13 protein-coding genes are annotated in these 22,640 nt (G+C 59.3%); 8 read left to right on the top strand and 5 right to left on the bottom strand.

The window, feature by feature from the left end:
• Positions 1 to 10: 10 nt before the first annotated feature.
• On the bottom strand, positions 11 to 280 hold the full coding sequence (locus C7I56_RS08345; RefSeq protein ID WP_158703057.1) for a hypothetical protein: 270 nt from the start codon (positions 278 to 280) through the stop codon (positions 11 to 13).
• A gap of 255 nt (positions 281 to 535) precedes the next feature.
• Positions 536 to 1,204 carry a hypothetical protein gene (locus C7I56_RS08340; protein WP_106640107.1) on the bottom strand — a complete coding sequence of 223 codons (669 nt, stop codon included), beginning with the start codon at positions 1,202 to 1,204 and terminating at the stop codon, positions 536 to 538.
• Between the two features lie 146 nt (positions 1,205 to 1,350).
• On the opposite strand from C7I56_RS08340, the gene C7I56_RS08335 reads away from it, so the two are divergent.
• The 3 genes from C7I56_RS08335 (at position 1,351) to C7I56_RS08325 (ending at position 3,936) form a co-directional block, all read left to right on the top strand.
• Positions 1,351 to 1,548: a hypothetical protein gene (locus C7I56_RS08335; protein WP_106640106.1), complete on the top strand. Its 198-nt coding sequence runs from the start codon at positions 1,351 to 1,353 to the stop codon at positions 1,546 to 1,548.
• A complete protein-coding gene (typA, locus tag C7I56_RS08330) occupies positions 1,545 to 3,371 on the top strand; it encodes a translational GTPase TypA (protein WP_106640105.1) in 1,827 nt (608 codons plus the stop codon). The genes C7I56_RS08335 and typA overlap by 4 nt, the downstream gene beginning before the upstream one ends.
• Before the next feature lie 88 nt (positions 3,372 to 3,459).
• Positions 3,460 to 3,936, top strand: coding sequence for a hypothetical protein (locus C7I56_RS08325; protein ID WP_207789943.1), 477 nt, complete (start codon positions 3,460 to 3,462; stop codon positions 3,934 to 3,936).
• A 39-nt stretch (positions 3,937 to 3,975) separates the two neighbouring features.
• Here C7I56_RS08325 and bglX read toward each other — a convergent pair whose 3' ends face one another.
• Positions 3,976 to 6,282: a beta-glucosidase BglX gene (bglX, locus tag C7I56_RS08320; RefSeq protein ID WP_199792363.1), complete on the bottom strand. Its 2,307-nt coding sequence runs from the start codon at positions 6,280 to 6,282 to the stop codon at positions 3,976 to 3,978.
• A gap of 288 nt (positions 6,283 to 6,570) precedes the next feature.
• Here bglX and C7I56_RS08315 point away from each other — a divergent pair, with 288 nt between their 5' ends.
• Together C7I56_RS08315 and C7I56_RS08310 are read left to right on the top strand one after the other, a co-directional pair.
• Positions 6,571 to 9,573: a TonB-dependent receptor gene (locus C7I56_RS08315; RefSeq protein ID WP_106640103.1), complete on the top strand. Its 3,003-nt coding sequence runs from the start codon at positions 6,571 to 6,573 to the stop codon at positions 9,571 to 9,573.
• 68 nt (positions 9,574 to 9,641) lie between these two features.
• Positions 9,642 to 11,132 (top strand): glucoamylase family protein, encoded by a 1,491-nt coding sequence (locus tag C7I56_RS08310; RefSeq protein ID WP_106640102.1) that lies wholly within the window; start codon positions 9,642 to 9,644, stop codon positions 11,130 to 11,132.
• Positions 11,133 to 11,250: 118 nt separating this feature from the next.
• On the opposite strand, the gene C7I56_RS08305 is transcribed toward C7I56_RS08310, so the two are convergent.
• A complete protein-coding gene (locus C7I56_RS08305; RefSeq protein WP_106640101.1) occupies positions 11,251 to 12,075 on the bottom strand; it encodes an endonuclease/exonuclease/phosphatase family protein in 825 nt (274 codons plus the stop codon).
• A 13-nt stretch (positions 12,076 to 12,088) separates the two neighbouring features.
• Positions 12,089 to 12,793, bottom strand: a complete 705-nt coding sequence (locus tag C7I56_RS08300; protein ID WP_106640100.1) for a GDSL-type esterase/lipase family protein — start codon at positions 12,791 to 12,793, stop codon at positions 12,089 to 12,091.
• 274 nt (positions 12,794 to 13,067) lie between these two features.
• Here C7I56_RS08300 and C7I56_RS08295 point away from each other — a divergent pair, with 274 nt between their 5' ends.
• From C7I56_RS08295 to C7I56_RS08285, 3 genes are all read left to right on the top strand, one after another.
• Complete coding sequence (locus C7I56_RS08295; protein ID WP_106640099.1) at positions 13,068 to 14,195, top strand: sensor histidine kinase; 1,128 nt, start codon at positions 13,068 to 13,070, stop codon at positions 14,193 to 14,195.
• On the top strand, positions 14,192 to 14,944 hold the full coding sequence (locus C7I56_RS08290) for a LytR/AlgR family response regulator transcription factor (RefSeq protein ID WP_106640098.1): 753 nt from the start codon (positions 14,192 to 14,194) through the stop codon (positions 14,942 to 14,944). The genes C7I56_RS08295 and C7I56_RS08290 overlap by 4 nt, the downstream gene beginning before the upstream one ends.
• Before the next feature lie 193 nt (positions 14,945 to 15,137).
• Entirely contained in the window at positions 15,138 to 22,580 is a 7,443-nt protein-coding gene (locus C7I56_RS08285) for an autotransporter outer membrane beta-barrel domain-containing protein (RefSeq protein WP_158703056.1), read from the top strand.
• The last annotated feature ends 60 nt before the right edge of the window (positions 22,581 to 22,640 follow it).

Here is a 22,640-nt window from a genome sequence, read left to right as displayed (position 1 = left end):
AACCGCAGCGTCACTGCGGCGATGCATGTTCCGTCCGTGCCCCCGGATCGGCGATCCGCCCCTCTGCGTGGACAGTGGCGGAAACATTCTTGATCGTCTTGCGTCCGTTCGCCTTCGGCGCCCTCACATCGACGATATTGGCACCCTCCGGATCGGTTCGAACCGTCAGCGCCGCATCACCACGCTTCGATATCGTCAACGATCGCGCGCGAACGCTCGCGGAAATTTCGATGTCGGGAGGGGATGCTGCGGCCTGAGCCAGAATAAGGAAGATAAGCACGCAACTGTCCCCTTCGAACCACACCGGCACGCAGCCTTGAGGCGTTTATAGCCAATGAATATGGCCGTAGAACATTCATGTTGGCGTGCCGTTCCCCATCTATGCTGATGCCTTCGCAGAGAGGAGGCAGGACAGAAGCGCGGTGCTAATGGGAGGCACGGACCTTCGGTGAAGATAGAGCTTCTAGAGCCGAATGTATGGTTAGCGACACATGGCCAATGCTTGTAATCGGCGATTGATAATCGTGTTTATTGCTTAAACATCGGGCTTGTCCGGCATTACGTCTGACCCATCCAAGAAGCGCAGCACCTCCTCTGCTAAGGTCGTGAATCGTATTGCATCTGCCCTCGATACGTCATCGTAATGCGCGGCCGCATTGCGAAGTTGCTGAAGGTCGAGGAGCAAGGTGTAGGTGCTGCTCGTGATCATCCCAATTTCGAACAAAGTTTTCACCGCACCACGAAAAGTAATCACCCGTTTGCCATCGCGATTTGGCGATCCAGCTGTATAAAATGGCTCAGCCATCTTGAGCGTCTTGCGTTCAATCACGCGCCACGAATCCAAGACCGCAGCTGCTGGCGATAACGCAATAAGTTGCTGGGTGCGCTGGTTGGGCAGGGGTAACGCAGTTGGTGCGGGTGCGGCTCCCTCAGGAATTACCGTTACAACTTCTGCTTCGGCCTCATCCAGTTTCTCGCCAAAATCTACCGAATTATCGCCCATCGATAGCTTCTTGATACGATTAATCAACTGCCTAATTTGCACTCGGAATAGAAGGGCAATTGCGAATACTGCTATAGGCCAAGCAACCGACCCGACGAGCGACGATACAAACGTAAGCCAGTCCATCGCGCCATCCGGCTTCCCAATCTTCAATTCCAACATCTTTCCCTCAAGCCACATGACGCTCATAGCTGTGAGCATGGATGAATGATCCTACGAAGATTCCAAACGTCCGCAAATGGAATGAAAAAGGTTGCTACCGAATTGGCGCCGAATGCTGGAACGGTCAGTAATCTGCCCCGTAAGAAAAGTTTTCCTACACGGCCTGAATCTGCGATGGCGAGGGCATGCCGGACGTATCGATCCTGTCACGCACCACATCGCTCTTCCAGACCACCCAAGTTTACGACCCGCGAAAACTTCGCCACAGCATCAATTTCATCAACTTCCCCTCGACGGCGTCCAACACGATCCTGCCCTTGTTGCGCCGCAATATTATGCGTATAGGCGCGGCGAAATTCCTTACCCGAAAGATAGATTCATGAGCCTCCGCAACGTGGCGATCATCGCCCACGTCGATCACGGCAAGACCACCCTTGTCGATCAGCTGTTCCGCCAATCAGGCACCTTCCGCGACAATCAGCGCGTGGAAGAGCGCGCGATGGATTCGAACGATCTCGAAAAGGAACGCGGGATCACCATTCTCGCCAAGTGCACCTCCATCGAATGGACGGGCGGCGAGGGTGAGCCGACGCGGATCAACATCGTCGATACGCCGGGTCACGCCGATTTCGGCGCCGAAGTGGAGCGCATCCTTTCCATGGTGGATGGCGTGATCCTGCTCGTCGACGCCGCGGAAGGGCCGATGCCGCAGACCAAGTTCGTCACCGGCAAAGCGCTGGGCCTTGGCCTTCGTCCGATCGTCGTCGTCAACAAGATCGACCGTCCGGACGCCCGCGCGCCGGAAGTGCTGGACGAAGTGTTCGAACTGTTCCTCTCGCTCGACGCGAATGACGAACAGCTCGATTTCCCGGTTCTCTACGCGTCGGGCCGCAACGGCTATGCGGGCCTCACCGACGACGTGCGCTCGGGCGACCTGACGCCGCTCTTCGAAAAGATCGTCGGCCATGTGCCGGAGCCGGGCCTCGATACCGGCGCCGAATTCAAGATGCTCGCGACCCTTCTCGATCGCGATCCCTTCCTCGGCCGTATCCTCACCGGCCGGATCGAGAGCGGCAAGCTCGACCTCAACATGCCGATCAAGGCGATCGACGTGAACGGCAATGACGTCGAAGCGGGCCGCGCGACCAAGGTTTTCGCCTTCCGCGGCCTGGAGCGCGTGCCGGTGGAAAGCGCGCAGGCGGGTGACATCGTCGCCATCGCCGGCCTCACCAAGGCGACCGTGTCGAATACCATCGCCGCGCCGGGCGTGACCGAGCCGGTTCCCGCCCGCCCGATCGATCCGCCGACGCTCGCCATGAGCTTCGCGGTTAACGACAGCCCCTATGCGGGCAAGGAAGGCGACAAGGTCCAGAGCCGCGTCATCCGCGACCGGCTGGAGCGTGAAGCCGAAACCAATGTCGCGATCCGCGTCACCGAAACCCAGGGCGGCGAGGCTTATGAAGTCGCGGGCCGCGGCGAATTGCAGCTTGGCGTGCTTATCGAAACCATGCGCCGCGAAGGCTTCGAACTCTCAATCAGCCGCCCGCGCGTGCTGTTCCGCGACGGCCCGAACGGCCGCGAAGAGCCGTATGAAACCGTCGTCGTCGACGTGGACGATGAATTTTCCGGCACGGTTGTCGAAAAGATGTCGCTCCGCAAGGCCGAGATGACCGACATGCGTCCCTCGGGCGGCGGCAAGACGCGCCTCACTTTCTCAGCGCCCTCACGCGGCCTCATCGGCTATCATGGCGAATTCCTGTCCGACACGCGCGGCACCGGCATCATGAACCGCCTGTTCGAGAAATATGGTCCCCATAAGGGTCCGATCAGCGGCCGTCAGAACGGCGTGCTTATCTCGATGGAGCAGGGCGAGGCCGTGGCTTATTCGCTCAATGCTTTGGAAGAGCGCGGCATCCTCTTCGTTTCCCCGAATGAGAAGCTCTATCAGGGCATGATCATCGGCGAAAATGCGAAGACGCAGGATCTCGAGGTCAATCCCTTGAAGTCCAAGCAGCTCACCAACTTCCGCGCGTCGGGCAAGGACGAAGGCATCCGCCTCACTCCGCCGCGCAAGATGACGCTGGAACAGGCGATCGCCTACATTCAGGATGACGAGCTGGTCGAAGTGACGCCCAAGAGCATCCGTCTTCGCAAGCGCCATCTCGACCCGCACGAACGCAAGCGCGCCTCGCGCTCGGCGGGCTAATCCGGGCTGAAAATCCCGTTCAGCCCGCAGAAAGTCTTGCGCGCGCATTTTGTTTTCAGGGCCGGAATGAACGGCCATGGAGGACGATATGGGGATTTTCGGTAAGGCGATGAGCGGTGTGATGGCGGCGGCGCTCCTGGCGGGTGCCGCGGCCGCACCGGCCGAAGCGCGGGGGCGTTGGGGCAACCATCATCATCGCAACGACAAGTTGACTGCAGGCGACGTCATCGGCGGCCTGCTGCTGATCGGCGGCATCGCGGCCATCGCTTCGGCTGCAAAGAGCGATAGCGGCGACGATTATGGTTATGGTTACGGCTATGACAGCCGCGACCGCGCCAAGCGCGATGCGGTCTACACCTGCACCAACGAAGCCGAACGTGGCGCCGGTTATGACGATGCCCGCGTCCGCGACATCACCGATGTCGATCGCCGCGACGGCGTTTACCGCGTGCGCGGCGTCGTCGATCTCGGCAATGTCGACAGCGGCAGCGGCATCAAGTCGTTCACCTGCTTCGCCAAGAACGGCGAAATCTACAATTTCGAACTGAACGACTACCGTTTCTAAAGGATTAGCCCCGAGCCGCGCGGCCCGGGGCATCCATCTTTATTCGGCGAGCGTGAACGCCGCCTGGTTGGTGGCATCGGATGAGGTGCCGACATAGAGTTTGAAGTCGCCCGCCTCCGCGCCGTAGCTCATGTCGGCGCGATGGAAGGCGAGATCCTTATCGCTAAGCTTGAACGACAGGGTCTTCGCTTCGCCCGGCTTCAGCATCACCTTCTCGAAGCGCTTCAGTTCGCGTACCGGCCGCGTCACCGATCCGACCAGATCCTGGACGTAGAGCTGAACCACTTCCTCGCCGGCGCGACTGCCGGTGTTGGTCACCGTTACACTTGCGGTCAGCGCCTCACCCGGGCGGATGGAGGCTTTGTCGAGCGTCACGGGCGAATAGCCGAAGGTCGTGTAGCTCAAACCGTAGCCGAACGGGTAAAGCGGCGAATTGGGCGTGTTCAGATAGCGGGACAGATATTTCTGACCCTGCTTGTCCGCCGTGTACGGGCGGCCGGTATTCTTCATGTTGTAGAAGATCGGCACCTGTCCCACATTGCGGGGGAAGGTGATCGGCAGCTTGGCCGACGGGTTGTAATCACCGACCAGCACGTCTGCCACCGCATGGCCGCCCATCGTGCCCGGATACCAGGCGTGGAGGATGGCGTCGGCATTCTCCGCTTCCCATGCGATCGAATTGGGACGGCCGCTCATTAGGACGAGGACGATCGGCTTGCCGAGCTTCTTCAATTCCTTGAGCAGGGCGGTCTGATTGCCGGGAAGGTCGAGATCGGTGCGGCTCGCGGCCTCGCCGGTCATGTCCCACTTCTCGCCCATGACAGCGACGATCATGTCCGATTTCTGCGCGGCGGCGATCGCGTCCGCGAAACCATCGGTGCTGTCGCCAGCGTTGAATTCGTAGCTCGCGCCTTTGGCGAAGTTGATCGCGGCATTCTTGCCGAGTTTTTCGCGCAGGCCCTGAAGGACGGTCACCGGCTTTTCCTTGCGGTCGCCCGCGGCGGACCAGCTGCCAATCATGTCTTCCTTGCTGTCTGCAAGGGGGCCGATGAGGGCGATCGACTTCGCTGTCTTGGCGAGCGGCAGGACGTTGCCGTCATTCTTCAGCAGCACCATTGACTTGCGAGCGACGTCGCGCGCGGCCTCGAGATGCTTGGGGTTGTAGATGGCGGCCTTTTCCCGCTTTTCATTGCTGTAGCGATAGGGGTCTTCGAACAGGCCGAGGCGATACTTCATTTCAAGGACATCGCGGACGGCTTCGTCGATGCGCGCGGGCGCGACGCGGCCCGCTTCGACCGATGCCTTCAGATGGTTCATGAACACCGCGCCCTGCATGTCCATATCGACGCCCGCATTGACGGCGAGTTCGCCTGCGTGAGCCTCATCGCGCGCAAAGCCGTGCGGGACCATCTCGTTGATCGATGTATAATCAGTGACGACGAAGCCCTTGAAATCCCACTCCTTGCGCAGGATGTCGGTCAGCAAATAGGTGTTGCCCGTGGCAGGAATGCCGTTCAGTTCGTTGAACGAGGTCATGAACGAGGCCGCGCCGGCATCGAGCGCCGCCTTGAACGGCGGCAGATAGGTGTCGCGCAATTCGCGGTCCGACATGTCGGTCGTGTGATAGTCGCGGCCCGCCTGCGCCTGACCATAAGCGGCGAAATGCTTGACGGTGGCGAGCAGGGTGTCGGTGGCCTTCAGATCCTTGCCCTGGAAGCCGCGCACGCGGGCGGCCCCGATCAGGCTGCCGAGATAGACGTCTTCGCCTGCGCCTTCCGACACGCGGCCCCAGCGCGGATCGCGGGCGATGTCGACCATTGGGGCGAAGGTCCAGTGGAGACCCTCGGCGGATGCTTCGACGGCCGAAACACGCGCGGCCTTTTCGATCGCTTCGAGATCCCAGGTCGCGGCCTCACCGAGCGAGATCGGGAAGATCGTGCGGTGGCCGTGGATCACGTCATAGCCGAATAGCAGGGGGATTTTGAGCCGGGTCTGCTCGACCGCGACCTTCTGCAGATCGCGCGTATATTTGGCGGTGTAAGCGTTGAAGATCGCGCCGACTTTTCCAGCCGCGATGTCCCGCTTATAGCCTTCGCGCATCGTGGGACCGGTGACGTCCCAGTCGCTGGTGAACAGGGTAAGCTGACCGATCTTTTCATCCAGCGTCATCTTGGCGATGAGGTCGGAAATGAAGCGGTCCATCTTTGCATCGGGCGCGTAGAGGGTCTGCGCAGCGGTGGGCTTCCCCGCATCCTGTGCGGCGGCCGGTATGGGCGCGAGGCCGCAAGCGAGGGCGGCCAGACAAACGCCGATCCGCATACCGATATTAGGATTGCTCCCCCTCATTTCACGTCCTCCAATAAATGTAAAAAACTGGGCCGGGGCGCGGCCTGCGGAGTAGCTCTAGCGAAGGGGGGGAGGGATGATCAAGGCGTGGTTCGGCACAAGGGCAAACCCTTTGATCATGAACGATATATGTTGCGAAGGTGACACATGGTTCAGCTTTTCGATTGAAAGGGTGGACGCGCACTAAAATTAGGCGCACGATTTTACTGGGAAGCGATCCCGAGAGAGAATATGGGGCCTCCCGCAACAACAAGGCAGCACTGATGCTGCCATGCTGGGGGAGTTAAGATGTCTCTTTCAATCCAACCGAAATCAATCCGCGCAACGAAGCTGGCAGCCGCTTTGCTGCTTGCCGGTACCATGTCGGCCGTAGCCGTCGTTCCGGCGCATGCGCAGGTCAGCAACGCGTCGCTACGCGGCAATGTCGCCACCGACGAAGGTGTCAATGTTGTCGGCGTGACCGCGATCGAAACCGGCACCAACTACCGCCGCGTCGCGACCGTCTCTGCTGGCGGCACCTATAACCTGCCGTCGCTTCGCCCTGGCGAATACCGCCTGGAAATCGTTACCAGCAGCGGCACGCGCCAGACCGATCCTTTCACGCTGACCGTCGGCCAGAACGCGCAACTCGATTTCGATCTTTCGACCGGCGGCGCCGATGCGCCTGCTCCAACGGAAACTGAGAGCGGCGACATCGTCGTCACCGGCTCCCGTCTTCGCGGCATGGAAGGCGGCGAAGTGGGTACTACCATCACGCAGCGCCTGATCGAGCAGCTGCCGCAGAACAATCGTAACTTCCTCGCTTTCGCCGATCTTGCGCCGGGTGTGCAGTTCATCACGGATGAGTCTGGCAATTCGCGGCTTCAGGGCGGCGCGCAGAACAGCAGCAGTATCAACGTTTTCATCGATGGCGTGGGCCAAAAAGATTATGTGCTGAAGAATGGCGTCACTGGCCAGGATTCTACGCAAGGTAATCCGTTCCCGCAGCTTGCGATTGGCGAATATCGCGTCATCAGCTCGAACTACAAAGCGGAGTTCGATCAGGTAAGCTCTGTCGCGATCACGGCAGTGACGAAGTCGGGCACGAACGAGTTTCACGGCCAGGGTTTCGTCGATTTCACGAATCAGGATCTCCGTGCCGCTCGCCCGATCGAGATTTTTGGCAATAATCCGGGTAAGGTTGAAACCAAGGATCTTCAGTTCGGCGGCGCATTGGGCGGCCCGATCATCAAGGATGTCCTCCACTTCTTCGTGACATATGAAGGTAAGCGCCGGATCAATCCGCGAGATGTGGAGCCGGGCCTTGATCTGCCGATCACATTCTTCCCGTCCGAATATCAGGGCTTCTTCGGGCCGCAGAACCAAGAGTTTAACGAGAACCTCTATTTCGGAAAGCTCAATTTCGCGCCCACATCGAACGACATGTTCGAATTTTCCGTCAAGTTTCGCGACGAAAATGGTGACCAGTTCAACAGTGGGTTCAATGCCTACGAAACGCGCAGCATAACGGATGTTCAGGAATGGCGCGGTGTCGCGCGCTGGGAGCATACAGCCGAAAATTGGGTCAATGACTTCAAGGTCGCCTATGAGGATGTATACTGGCGTCCCCGTCCGTTCCAAAATGGCAACACGACCCTGTTCGCTGCGGTTCTACGGGAAGGCGCTTCGGTACGTCGCGGCGATATCCTTCGCTTCGGCGCTGGCAGCAACTTCCAGAATAAGGGGCAGAACGGTTGGCAGGTGTCGAACGACTTCACCTTTACCGGCTTTGAAGGTCATACGCTGAAGGCCGGCGTAAAGGCGAAGTGGATTACGTTGAACGCCGACGAGCGTAACAACACGAACCCGTTGTTTATCTACAATATCAACAATCCGGCCGGCGCGCCTTTCAACGATGAAATTCCGTATCGTTTGACTTTCAGCGCGCCGATCGGTGACGCCGATCCAAGCATTGATTCCAAAAATTTCCAGTTCGGGATTTACGTTCAAGACGATTGGGACGTTACGGATCGCCTGACGCTGAACCTCGGCCTTCGTTGGGATTATGAGCGGACCCCGGCCTTCCTGAACTATGAGCATGATCCGGCTCAGGTTGCTGCGGTTTCGCCCGCGAACTATCCGAACCTCGTCAATGCCGACTATGACATTAACGACTACATCTCGACGGGGAGCGAACGAAAGGCTTTCACCGGTGCGTTCCAGCCGCGTGTCGGCTTCTCCTACGAAATCGACGAAGATGGCCGGTTTGTTTTGTTCGGCGGCTATGGCCGGTCCTATGACCGGACTCAGTTCGACTTCATTCAGCAGGAACTGCGTCAGGGTGTCTATGCGGGCCGGACCTTCAACTTCCTTGGCGATCCGGACAATGTCTGCACGCCGAGCGCGACTTGCATCGCCTGGAACCCGATTTACCTGACGCCGGAGGGTCGCGAGCAATTGATTGCAAGCGTCCCGGTTGGTGCAGGCCGCGAGCTTCGCTTCATCAACAACGACCTCAAGATGCCCTATTCCGACCAGTTCAGCCTGGGCGTGCGCGGCAATTTCGACCTTGTCGATCTCGAACTCGGCTATTCGCACGTGGCGAGCCATGACGGCTTTGCTTATCTGCTCGGCAACCGCCGTCCGGACGGCAGCTTCTTCCCCGCGACCGGCAATGCGGACTCGCCGTTCGGCAATCCGCCGAGCCCCTTCGGTTCGATCATCATTGGCGACAATGGCATCGAAACGCGCGCGGACAGCGTCTATCTGAAGCTGATCAAACGCTACACTCCGGCTTCGCCGTGGAGCATCGACGCAACCTATACCTATACGGATGCTGAGGAAAATCGTCAGTTCAACGAGGTCTTCTCCCTCGATTTCCCGTCAATGGACGACTATCCCTTCCGTCCGTCCACCGGCGTGCGCAATCACCGCTTCGTAATGGCCGGGACGGTCGACGTGATGGAAGACCTGACGTTCGCAGCGAAGTTCCAGATTGCCTCGCCGAAATGGCTCAAGGAGATCGTGTCGACGGCGGGGCAGCCGCTTTCGCGCGACGTCGTTGCGGTCGAAACCGACGGCAATGGCGACCTGTGGGGCTATCGTCAGATGGATGTGGCGCTCACCAAGTACATAAACCTCCCGTTCGTTACGAACGAAACGAGGGTGTGGCTGCGTGCCGACATCATCAATCTGTTCAACGACCGGAACTATAACAGCTTCAACAGCCGGACCGGCGAGCGGAACTTCAATGCCTATGGCACGGACGGCCCGCCGCGGACTTACAAGCTGTCGGCCGGTTTCAGCTTCTAATCCAACCTGCTCCCGCGCGGGCGTCTTCGGGCGTTCGCGCGGGAGTTTTCATTTTTGAGGATTGTGCAATGCGTTTGAAACTTCCTCGCGCTGTTGCGCTGCTTTTGACGGCCTGTGTTTTAGCGGCTTGTCAGACCGCCGCGCCGAATTCGCCGGGGAAGGGGCAGGCGCCAGCGGGGCATTTCGCCAATGCGAAGGAAGCCGCCTTTGCGGAGGATCTGAGCCGCCGCACGTTCCAATATTTCTGGGATACCACCACCGCCGATACCTGCCTCGCGCCGGATCGTTGGCCGTCCAATCCTTTTTCCAGCATCGCGGCAACGGGCTTTGCGCTCACCGCTTATCCGATCGGCGTCGAGCGCGGTTACATCACCCGCGCGCAGGCAGCGGAGAGGACGCTGAAGTGCGTGCAATATTATCATGATCTGCCACAGGGGCCCGATGTGACGGGGGTGAGCGGCCACAAGGGCTTTTTCTACCATTTCCTTCGCAACGATAACGGCCATCGTTTCGGCAGCACCGAATTGTCGACGGTGGACACCAGCCTGCTGCTCGGCGGCATCTTGTTCGCCCAGGCCTATTTCGATCGCGACGATCCGCGCGAAAGGCGTATCCGCGATCTTGCCGAGGCGATTTACCGCCGGGTCGACTGGACGTTCGTGCAGCGCAACCGCACGGGCACGCAGGCCGCGAACCTACCCAATTCCCACGGCATCACTATGGGCTGGAAACCGGAGCGCGGTTTCGAAACGCACGACTGGGTCGGCTATAATGAGGGGATGCTCGTCTATATTCTGGCCGCCGCGTCGCCGACGCATCCGGTGGGCCGGGATGCCTGGGACAAGGGCTGGGCTGCTGATCTCGAAAAGGATTGGGGCACCTTTTATGGGCAGGAGCATCTCCAGTTCGAACCGCTTTTCGGCCATCAATATAGCCACGTCTGGGTCGATTTCCGCGGCATTCAAGACGAATATATGCGCGGTAAGGGCATCGATTATTTCGAGAATAGCCGCCGTGCCGTCCTCTCGCAGCGTGCCTATGGCGCCGCCAATCCGAACAAATGGGTGGGCTATTCCGGCGATATCTGGGGCTGGACTGCATCCGATGGCCCGGGCGGCATTGAAGGCAAAACGGTGAACGGCATCGAGCGCCGCTTCATGGGCTATTCGGCGCGCGGCGCGAGCGCGGTGCGCGTGGTGGATGACGGCACGATCGTGCCGACGGCGGCGGGCGGATCGATCCCTTTCGCGCCGGAAGTGACCCTGCCTGCGCTCCTGAACATGAAGGCGGCTTATGGGGATAAGCTTTACAGCCGATATGGCTTCCGGGATTCATTCAACCCGAGCTTCACTTTCGCTGACGCGCACAGCACGGACGGCAAGGTCTATCCGGGCTTTGGCTGGATCGCCAACGATCATCTCGGCATCGATCAGGGGCCGATCCTCGCGATGCTGGAAAACCACCGGTCCGAACTCGTCTGGAAGACGATGCGCAAGAGCCCCCACATCCGCAATGGCCTGAAGAAGCTGGGCTTCTCCGGCGGCTGGCTGGAAGAATAAAGTCAGATTTCGTCATTGCGAGCGGAGCGAAGCAATCCAGCGGCACTGAGCCTCGCCGCGAGATGGATTGCTTCGTCGCTCATGCTACTCGCAATGACGAGTTATGAACCGCCGGCCTCTACCAGTCGAAGTCGGCAATGACCGGGAAGTGATCGGATGGATAGCGGCCGTTCCGATTGGCCGCGTCCGTCTTGACGGCGATCGTGCGGAGGCCGCGCGCGAAGATCCAATCGATCCGGCGATCCGCCGTTCCGGTAAAGGCGTGGAAGGTTGCCTCTGGTCCTGAAACCGAGGACGCGGCAGTGCGCACATCGGTCAGTGTCCCGCTCAGTAAGGCGTGCACCTCGCTGTCGTGCGCGGTGTTGAAGTCCCCCGTCAGTACGACGGGAATCTCCGCTGGCAGATTGGCAATATGCTTCAATAGCGCTTCGCCTGCCTTCATCCGGGCCGCTTCGTCTTCCGGGCGATAGGGGAGGTGCGTGTTGAAGAGGTAGAAGCGCCGCTTGTCTTTCCCCTCGAACAGGCCCCACGTCACCATGCGCGGATAAAGATTACCCCAACTGATGCTGCCTGGCACGTGGGGCGTATCCGATAGCCAGAAATTGCCGAGGTCGACGAGGCGCAGCCGGTCGCGCCGATAAAAAACGCCCATATGCTCATCCACACGTCCACCGAGCCGGTCGACGCCGAACCACGCATAGCCGGGAAGCCGGCCGCGCAGATAGTCGCCTTGGACCCGCGTCAGCTCCTGCGTGGCGAGGATGTCGGGCCGATTGTCGTGCACCAGCCGAGCCATGAATGCCTTGCGATGCGGCCAGTCATTGGCACCGTCCTGAGCCAGGGGAAGGCGCACGTTGAACGACATGACCCGCAATGGCTCCGCCGAAAGAGGTGCGGCGAGAGTGATGCCCGCGAGCGCGGTGAGGGTGGCGATCAATCGCATCGGCGGCGCGCGATCAGTCGCAGCTTCTGCCGGGGATGCCTGCGTCAACCAGTGCGTTCATCACCAGGTCGCGCCAGATGGCGTAGCCCGCCGGGGACATGTGCAGGCCGTCCTCGACATACAGATCCTTGGGCTTGCCGTCGTCGAGCATGGCGGAGACGACATCGATGAAATGGAGGTCGGCCCGCGCATCGGCTAGAGCCCTGATGCCCGCATTGGCCGCGGTCTGGCGCGGAAACTGATCGGCGCGCAGCTTCGATGGCTTCGCCGCGATGTAGAATACCGGCGTGTCGCCAAGCCGCGCGTCCTTCAGCTTCAAGAAGGTCTTGAAGCGCTCGATGACCTCATTCGGCTGCGCACCGGAATCAATGTCATTCTCACCCGAATAGATCACGATGGCGCGCGGCCGGTAAGGCGTTACGATCCGGTCGAAATAGCTGTTGGCCTGCGCGATCGTCGACCCGCCGAAGCCACGATTGATGACGGGCAAGGGCGCCATATCCTCCGTCAGGGTCGACCAGAGGCGGATCGAGGATGAGCCCACGAAAAGGACGGGACAGGCGGGCGGCGGGCTTACCCGGTCCTTTTCCGCAAATGCGAGGATTTCCGAGCGGAGTGGCGCGTCGGTTGGCAACGGTCCGGCTATGGGGGGCGTGGACAAACAGGCAGATGCGGCGAGTGCCAAGCCAATGGCAACGATGATGCGGGGCGTTCTCATGGCCGGACACTGGCTCAAAGAAGTGGCGGAGACAACCGGCGCAGGAGAAGATTGTGATGGCTGTCTGAGCGTTTTCCCAAATCATTCAGAATGATCGGCGTGACTGGCTGGCGCCGTTCATCTGTTCATTGTCACCGGGATCGCTCCCAATGTCAGAGGGGCACGCTTCGATCCCGCCTATGATCGAATTCGGGCTATGATCGTTGATTAAAGCCATTGATTCCGCTGTGAAATGAGCCAATGGTCGAATGTCTGCGTCTGGCAAGGATAGGCAGTGCCCAAAAGAGATCTGATAGCGAGCCTTGCCCTGCGTCGCCGTGATCCTGTCTGGAGACAGGCGGTCAAGCTGACGCTCGTCGTCTGGCTTGTGACTTTCTTTCTCTTCATGATGCCGGTTCTCATTGCGATCGGCCGCCTTCCGCTCAGCTACGTGAAATATGTCACCTTGCTCGTTGGCTGGGGGTTGATCCTTTCATTGACGCTTTATGGCATCGCCGCGTTCACGGCGAAAATGGACCAGAAGCGGCAGGTGGTCTGGATGGGGATCGCGATCTTGCTGGTCGCGCTTATCTATTCATTTTCCGACGCGGCGACGGGCGGAAAGCTGATCGAAATCTTCATGTATGGGCACGAATTGCCGCCTGATGTCGTCGGACGGACGGTGTCGAACATGATCAGCTATTCCTGGCTCTTTGGCCTGCTCGGGACATTATATGCCATCCTGCACGCGAACGAGGCGCTTCGGGAACGGGAAAGGCAGCTTCTGGAGGCGCGGAGCATGGCGCAGGAAGCGCAGCTCGCTGCCCTTCGCCTTCAGCTCAATCCTCATTTTCTGTTCAATACGCTCAACGCGATTTCATCGCTCATTGTCACCGAGCGGACGAAGGATGGGGAGGCCATGCTCGGCAAGCTTTCGACATTCCTGCGCACGGCACTCTCGGCCGACGAAAGTGGTGAAATCGCGCTGGAGCAAGAGCTCGACACGCTCCAAACCTATCTTGAGATCGAGGCGGTCCGGTTCGGCGACCGGCTCGCCATAGACTTCCACATTCCCCGCGAATTGAGCGACGCCCTGGTCCCGAGTTTTATTCTGCAGCCGTTGGTTGAAAATGCAGTGAAACATGGCGTGGCGCGCACGTCCGATCCCGTGTTGATCGAGGTGTCCGCCGAACAACAGGGCAATGATCTCGTCATGAAGGTGCGCAACACAGGCGGGCCCGCGGTGCCGGAACCCATCCAGAAATTATCATCGTCCCGAAAAGGGATCGGTCTTGTCAATCTCGCAAAACGGCTCGATGTCCTGTACGGGCCGAAAGGAACAATCCACGCCCGCGCGATTGGGGGCGGCTTCGTCGTCGAGGTGAGGCTCCCCATTCTGCGCGCGTTTGAGGAGGCCGAGTGAGAATTCTTCTTGTCGACGATGAGCCGCTCGCGCTCGAACGGCTCCGTGCCTTGTTTCGTGATGTTCCGAATGCCGAAATCGTCGGCGAGGGATCCAATGGACGCGAAGCGCTCGATGCGATTGCGGCTTTGAAGCCGGATCTCGTGATGCTCGACATCCAGATGCCGGATTTCGACGGGTTGACCGTCGCAAGGATGATGCCTGCCGAGGAGCGGCCCGAAATCATCTACATCACCGCGTTCGGGCAATATGCCGCCGATGCGTTCACTGTAGAGGCCAGCGATTATCTGCTCAAACCCGTCCAGCCGGACCGGCTGCGGCAGGCGATCGAGCGAGCGAAAAGGCGGCGTTATCTACGTTCGCTCGATGATGTACCCGCGCAGGCGCCGCCTTCCGTTGTTCCCGCGAAGGACGACCGTGCCGATGAAGGCATTTGGGTGCCGACGCGGGATGCGGCGTTGTTCGTGCCCTTTGCATCGGTCGACTGGATCGAGGCGCAGCGCGATTATGTGATCCTGCATACGTCCACCCGCAGCCATATCGTCCGGATTGCGATGCGTGCGCTGGAACAGCGCCTCGCGGGCGACGATTTGATGCGCGTCCATCGCTCCGCCTTTGCACGGCCAAGCAACGTGCGAGAGGTGCGTCGGCTTGGCCGTGTGATCAACGGTCTGGTGATGCGGGATGGTGCGGTCGTGCCTGTCGGGCCCAATTATGCCAGCGATGTGGCGCAGAAACTGGGCTTCTAGCAACTGCCGTCGCGAAACCTTTAACCCGTTCGGCTTTTCAATCGCTTAGCGGGTAACCCGGGTTCGGGCTTCGTCGCTTATATTATGCCTTCGTCGCAAGCAGCCTCACAACCAAATCCGTTGGGCTAGGTGCGGTCTGATCCCTCGTGCCCGAAGCACGAGTCATATTCAGACCAGACTAAGGGGCCCCACCGTGAACACTTCCAGCGCTTCTTCCGTTCGTCCGTCCGCCCGTGGCCGCTCGGCCCTCCTTCTCGGTGCGGCTCTGCTGCCTCTTGCTATGGGTTCTGCTGCGCATGCGCAGAGCACTGCGATCGTGCTGGAAGAAGGCACGAATGCGGGAGACGTCGTTCTGGACGGTGACGATAATTTGGTTGTCGATATTTCGCGCGTGACCCCGGAAGATGCGATCCTCCATTATGACAGTGATCCTGCTCTTGCGGACTCGATCACGAATGCGGGCGGCAACGACAAGATTTGGCTCCGCGCCACTGAAACGCAGACCGTGCAGATTGTTCGGCCGCGTACAGCAGGAAATCAGCCCAATCCGGTGCATACTGCGGATGGTCTCGCTACGTTCAACGGCGGCACAGTTTATGAAGCGCGCGGCGTGGGAACGGTCCTGACGCTGCAAAACAAAAATTCATCTGGCCAGGATGTTTCTGCGGACCTGCTAACCCCGATACGGATCGCAGGCGATGGAACCGTGGACATCACTTTCTCTATCACCTCAGCCAATCAGGCGGGAAATGAAGATCAGGCGCTTTATGTCGAAAAAAATCTCGACAATGATGAGCGTACGCTAAATGTCATCCTTACGGATCTGATTGTATCGGGCGGGATTAGCGACAAGGCGGCCATCGACGTCACGAATGCTAAAAGCCTGACATTGCGGGGCGAAAAAGACACGCTCTACATAAGGACTGGAACTTCCGTCGGCATCGAAGGCGGCGAGGCTGACATCTACATTGACAAAGATGTGGTTCTTCAAGCCTTTGGCAGCAATTCGACTCACGCGATGATCCGCAGTTCCGGCAAAGTGGTTAGCCGGACGAGGAGCTTTAATGCGGCAAATGGCGGCGTAAATCAGCGCGCGGTGGGTGTTGAGCTCATCGGTGGGCAATTCTATAATTTGAACGCTGAAAATAATGCTGGAACAGATGGGTATTTAGCGGAAGTCCTTGCGACCGGAAGCGCAGTTGCGATGACCAGCGACGACAATTATGTCGAGAATTACGGACTTCTTCAAAGCAGCTATGATGCCGCGATCTCAAGCTATGACGGCACTGCCGTCACGCGTAATGGTATCTATAAAGTCACGAATGGCACAAAGACCTTTGCAGGTCAGATTGTCGGCGGCATGGTGGGCGGTCAAAAGGTCGCCTATCAGGACAAGGGTAGCGCGGTCGACTTCCTCGTCAATTCGGGCACGATCGACGGCCATATCGATTTCGGCTTCGGCGACGACATGTTCCTTTATACCGGCGCCACCAATGGTGTGACCGGAACCATCGATGGTGGCGATAACGGCTATATCGACGGCTATGGTAAGTCATTTAGCGCCACTGCGACGCATGCTCTCGACAACAATATTCTCGGCAACGGAAATATTGGCTTCGAAATGCATGGCATCGAGGCGCGGGGTCTCGGCACGACGGTCACTGTTACCAGCCCAGCCGGCACGCCGCTGAGTGCCGGTTTGATGCTCATCGGCGACGGCACGGTGATAAATGAAGCGAGTATTACCGCATCAGATTTTTACGGCATGTATTTGCGTTCGATCGCGAATGTTCCAAGTGCGCTTCGCGTCGTCAACAAAGGTGACATCAGCACAGAAGATGATGGCGTTTTCAGTGAAGGCGGCGTCGCCAGTTTCCATAACGAGGCACTGATCAGCGCGATTGGGAGCGGCTCCAGTGGCGTGGAATTTTCGATTATACCAACCAGTCAAGTGCCTACGCTAACTTTTAACAATAGCGGCACGATTGAAGCGACCTGGGTAGACGGCGAGATAGCCGCTTACTTCGCAATCGAGGATAACAGCGATGCTGTGGCACTTAATTTCGTGAATTCGGGAACGATTAGAAGCACCGGCCGTGCGTCATCTTATAGTGTTTACGGCGGAACAGCCGTCAGAATAGACGACTATAGCAGTAACGGGGCCCGCGTCCGCTTTGTGAACAGCGGAACCATTCAGGCGAATGGCAGGGGGTCTAGCGCACTGGACCTGGGCGGGATCGTCGATGCTGCCAATACCAGCCTGATTGAGGCCAACGGTATCGGCTCAGGCGCCGTGGGTTTTGGGGCTTCTGCGGATAATGCAACCTCCACCTTCTTGAACAGCGGTACAATCAACGCGAACGGCGGCATGTGGATTGAGGACTTTGGGCGTGGGCGTAGGGTGGCGACCGCCATTTACACTTACGCTGCCGGGGAAGGAAGCAAGTCGGCCGTGACCAACGAGTCGACTGGGGTTATTTCAGCGACCGGTGCTGGTTCCACGGCTATTCATGCCAGGGGCAATTCTGAGGACGGCGTATTCACGCTTGTAAACCGGGGCAGGATTCTCGGCGCAGCCGATTACACATTCAATCTTGGCGGCTCTCAAGGCGATATTATCAGTGGTGTGACGATCGACGGCAATGTCCTTGCTGGGGCGATCCACACCAATAGCTCGATCGACATCGTACGAAACGAAAGCGGCGGCCTGATCCAGGGCAATGTCGATCTCGAGGCGATGAACGACGAATTCTACAATTATGGCCGCGTCGAAGGTGACGTCCGGCTTGGTGATGGGGCCGATAAATATATCTATGCAGCTGGCGGTGAACTGACTGGCACCGCTTATGGTGGTGTGAATGGGGGCAGCGATAGCATCCGTGTTGATTTCTCTGTTGCAGGAACGCGGAAGATCGATGCCAGCAAGTTCCTCGGGTTTGAATTTGTAGCCGCAACAGACGACCTGCTGCACAATGAATCCGTTTCGCTTCACGGCGCGATCAACAGTAGTGGATGGAATATCCGCGATATTATCGTGAATATTGACCAGGGCGACACATTATCGTCTGTGGGTGGTGCTAACACCTATACACTTTCGGGCAGCGCAGGGCAGGAAACTGTCAATAATTACGGTACGATCGCGGGTGGCCTGTCATTGGCTGGGGGCGATGACACGGTAACCAATACGGGCTCCATTGGCGGCCCCATCTTCATGGACGAGGGTAACGACCGCGTTACAAATAGCGGGCTTATCAACGGCAATGTGGAAATGGGCGACGACAATGACGCGTTGACCAATAATGTAGGCGGCACCATCAATGGCTATGTCCAATTGGGCAACGGCGATGACGTGGCCACCAATGCCGGTACGATCAAAGATGGGATTGACGCCGGCAATGGCAACAACATCGTAACCAATTCGGGCACGATCAAGGGGGATCTCATCCTCGGCGACGGCAATGACATCGTTACCAATTCAGGTACGATTGATGGCAATGTGGATCTCGGCGACGGCAACGATCGCTACGAAGCTCTGGGTGGCCTGGTCACGGCTAATCACACGATCGACGGTGGCGCCGGTGACAACGACATCTTCATCTTCCGCATGAATGGCAACGATGGCTCGATTCCTGGCGGCTTCACCAACTTCGAATCTTTCGGCGCCTACGGTCCAGGCACACTGACGCTTGCCTTGAATGAAAACTACAACACTATCGAGCTGCTCGAAAACGCCAATCTGACGCTTCAAGACGGCACCGGCACCGTTAGCCTCATCAAGGGCGATGCCACCTCGCAGGTCGTGAAGATCGAGGATGCGGATTTCAATGGCAGCGTCGATCTCGGCGCTGGCGATGATACGCTTGAAATCCTGCTGTCGGGTGCGCTCACCGGACAGTTGGACGGTGGCCTCGGCACCGATACGCTGAAGCTCAACCTCACGGCTGCTTCGTCGATAAACGATCTCTACAATTTCGAGATCGTGAACGTCGCTGGCGCGTCGCCGCTGACGCTGACCGGCAAGCTCGGTCAAGGGCAGCAGATCAATTTCGATGCGGGCGACAATACCTTTATCGTCGATACCGGCGCGATCTTCGAAGGCACGGCCAATGGCGGTGCGGGCAACGACACCATCCAGATCAACACGGGGGCGACCAACAGCCGCACGATCGTCGCGGGCCAGATCGTCAACTTCGAAAATCTGGACGCCAACGGCGCGGGCACGCTCGAGCTCAATGGCGAAGCTTACAGCTTCAAGACGGTTGACGTTGAAGGCAATTTGTCGATCGGCAACGGTGCTTCGCTGGCGTCCGAAGGCGGGGTTGTCTTCAGCGGCAACGGCAACCATCGCCTGACGTTGAACGGCACCGGCAATGTTACGAGCGCGGTCACGGGCGGTACTGGCGTCGACACGCTCGAGTTCGCGCTTGCCGAAGGTCAGACACGCAATATCAGCACGGTCGGCGAAGTCACAGCATTTGAACGGCTCGCGGCGTCCGGCGCTGGTACGCTTAATATCGACCAGAACACGACTTATCAGCAGATTTTCGTGGAAGGCGGCCATATTAATGTCGCGGCGAATAAAACGCTAACGGCTACCATCGGTTTGTATAGCAACAATGACGACAGCTCGCTCTCGATTGAAACCGGGGCCAGCATCATCGGCAATATTGAATTCGGTGATGGCAACGATGTCGTCACTAATGCCGGCACGATCGGCGACCTTTCCCTAGGCCTGGGCGACGATTTCTACTTCGCCCTTGCTGGCAGCCAAGCCGACTCGATCGATGGCGGCGTGGGCGGCAATGACACGTTCGTCTTCCGTCTCGCGGGCGGCGAGGGCGTGATCCCGACCGATGTGACGAACTTCGAATCCTTCGGCGCCTACGGCCCGGGCACGCTGACGGTGAACCTAGATGCCAATCAGGACTATACCGACCTTCGTCTGTATGATCAGGCGAACCTTGTCATCAACGGCTCCAACGGATCGGTTTCCAACGTCATTGGGGACGACAGCGCCCAGATTGTTACGATCAACGGCAACCTGACGGGCGGCGTCGATCTTGGCGGCGGTAACGATACGCTGAACATGAGCCTCGGCGGCATTCTCTCCGGCGCGCTCAAAGGCGGTCTCGGTCAGGACACGATGAACCTCGTCCTGACTGCTGCTTCGACCGTAAACGGTATGAGCGGCTTCGAAGTCATCAATATCGATGGTGAATACAGCTTCACCCTTGCGGGCGATCTGGCTGCCGGTCAGGAGGTCAACTTCCTGGGTGAAGATGACAACGAACTCATCATCGCCGCTGGCGTGAAGTTCGAAGGCAAGGTGAATGGCGGCGCGGGCAGCGATCTGCTGCGTGTCCAGTCCGGTAGCGCCGACAGCCGCACCGTCGTCGCGTCCCAGATCGCCTCGTTCGAGCAGCTGATCTCGGAAGGCGCCGGTACGCTGGCGCTGACCCAGGGCGCTTACACCTTCGATTCCGTGGAAGTGAATGGCGGCAATTTCGAACTGGGCGCGAACACCACGCTCAATTCGGAAGGCGGCGTGACTTTCGACGGCGCGAACAACCGCTTCACGCTGGGCAGCGGTGCTGTCGTCAACGGCGGCGTCGATGGCGGCGCGGGTCAGGATACCCTGGCCCTCGTTCAAGGCGCAGGCACGGTTCGCGTGCTCAGCGCACTCGACCAGCAGGGCTTCGAAACGCTCGAAACCTCGGGTGCGGGCGAGCTCCGGATCGACGAGAATGCTACCTTCACCGGCGGCGTCTTCATTGACGGCGGTACGACGACGATCACCTCGGCTGCGGCGCTCACCGCCGATGTGCAGGGCGGGGCGAATAGCGATACTCTCGCGGTGCTCGGCACGCTCGACGGTAATGTCGACCTTGCCGGCGGCGACGACACGCTGGTCGTGAGCGGTTTTGGCAACATCACTGGGTCGGTCACCGGCGGTGCTGACGGCAATGACAGGCTCGTGTTTAACACGGCTGGCACCTATGAGGTGCCGACTGTCGTGAATGCCGCCGGTCTCGCTTCGTTCGACAGCTTCGAAAGCTTCGGTGTTAGCGGCGGCGTAGTCGCGCTGGAAGGTGCAACCGATTGGACCAACGTGACCGTCACCGGCGGCCGCCTGATCGGTCTTGCCGGTTCGACGATCACATCGGAAACCGCGATCGAGGTTGCACATGGAGCGACCTTCGGGTCGGCTGGCACTGTCAATGGCGACATCAACGTGGCGGGAACGCTCTCGCCGGGTGCGTCGCCGGGCACGATGACCGTCAACGGCGATGTGAACTTCCTGGCGGGCTCGAACCTACTGCTGGAACTTACGCCGGAAGTCAGCGACCTCCTCAACATCTCGGGCAAGATGACGATCGCCAATGGCGCCGCCGTCGATATCACGGGTGTTCTGGAAGGTACGCCGGGCAACACGCTCGACCTCGTCGTCGCGGAAGGCGGCATCGAAGGCCGGTTCACGACGATCAACAAGTCGTCGACCGTGTTCGGCTTCGTCGTCCAGAACGGCAACCGCCTGCAGATCCAGAGCGAGTTCCTGGCCGAGGGTGACTTCCCGAGCAACGTCCAGACGGCGGTCGATTATTCGAACCAGGTTCTGCGCGCCGGTTACGGCATCCAGGCCTTTACCGCCGCTCTCCCGGTTCTCGTGGATGCGCAAGGCAATATCAACGAGGCCGCCTTCGCGCAGCTGACGCCGGAAGCCTATGGCTCGGCCACGCAGATCGGCATCGAGAACAGCTTGCAGGTTGTCGACAACGCCCGCACGCTGGTTGCGACGACGCCCGCCAAGACGGGCCTCTACGGCTTCGCTCAGGCCATGATGACCGGTGCGGAGATCAAGGGTCAGCCCGATACCGGCGCATCGAAGGCGCGTTTTGAAGGCGAAGGCTATTTCGGCGGCGTCGGTTACGGCTTTGCCGAAGGTACGCAGGTTGGCGCCTTCATCGGCAAGATCGACACCGATCAATCGCTGGACCGTCTCCGCACGGAAACGACCAGCAATGGCTTCGTGGCTGGCGTATACGCCGATGCGAAGGTCAGCGGCATCGGCATCCACGGTCTCTTCGCCTATAATGGCAGCGAAGCCGAAACCCGCCGGACAATCGCTGCTGCGCCGAGCAGCGCGCAGGCCAAGTATGACGTGAAGAGCTGGGTCGCCGACCTCAGCGTCGACTATGCCTTCGAAGCCGATGGCTGGAGCGTCGGTCCGAAGGTGGGTGTCACTTACGTCAACACAAAGCGTGACGGCGTGGTGGAAGAGGGCGCCGGGGACTTCGGCCTCACGGTTGAGAGCGGCAGCAAGGACAGCGTGTTCGCCGATGCGAGCGTCGCGGTGTCCCGCACCTTCGCCGTCGAAGGCATGGGCGTGACGCCGTTTGCCGAAGTTGGCGTACGTCAGATGCTGAACGATGGCGACGTACTCGTCACCGGCGGCTTTACCGGCGCCGATGCGACAATGGTTGTGAACGGCGTCGAACGCGACAAGACGGTCGGCCGCTTCAGCGTCGGCTTCGGCCTTGACGTCACCAAGGACGTTCGCTTCCACGCGGGCTATACCGGCGAGTTCGCGGACACCAAGCGTGACGCTTTCCGCGCCGGAGCGGTCATCCGCTTCTAAGGAGGATCCGGGACGATCCGGGCGTTTCGCCCGGATCGTCCCGAGACGCCATCGCCCGAT

Origin of the sequence: Allosphingosinicella vermicomposti (genome assembly GCF_003012815.1) — a bacterium.
Classification (GTDB): Bacteria; Pseudomonadota; Alphaproteobacteria; order Sphingomonadales; family Sphingomonadaceae; genus Allosphingosinicella; species Allosphingosinicella vermicomposti.
Note: the sequence above shows the minus strand (reverse complement) of the source record. Positions and strands in the feature narration are given on the sequence as shown.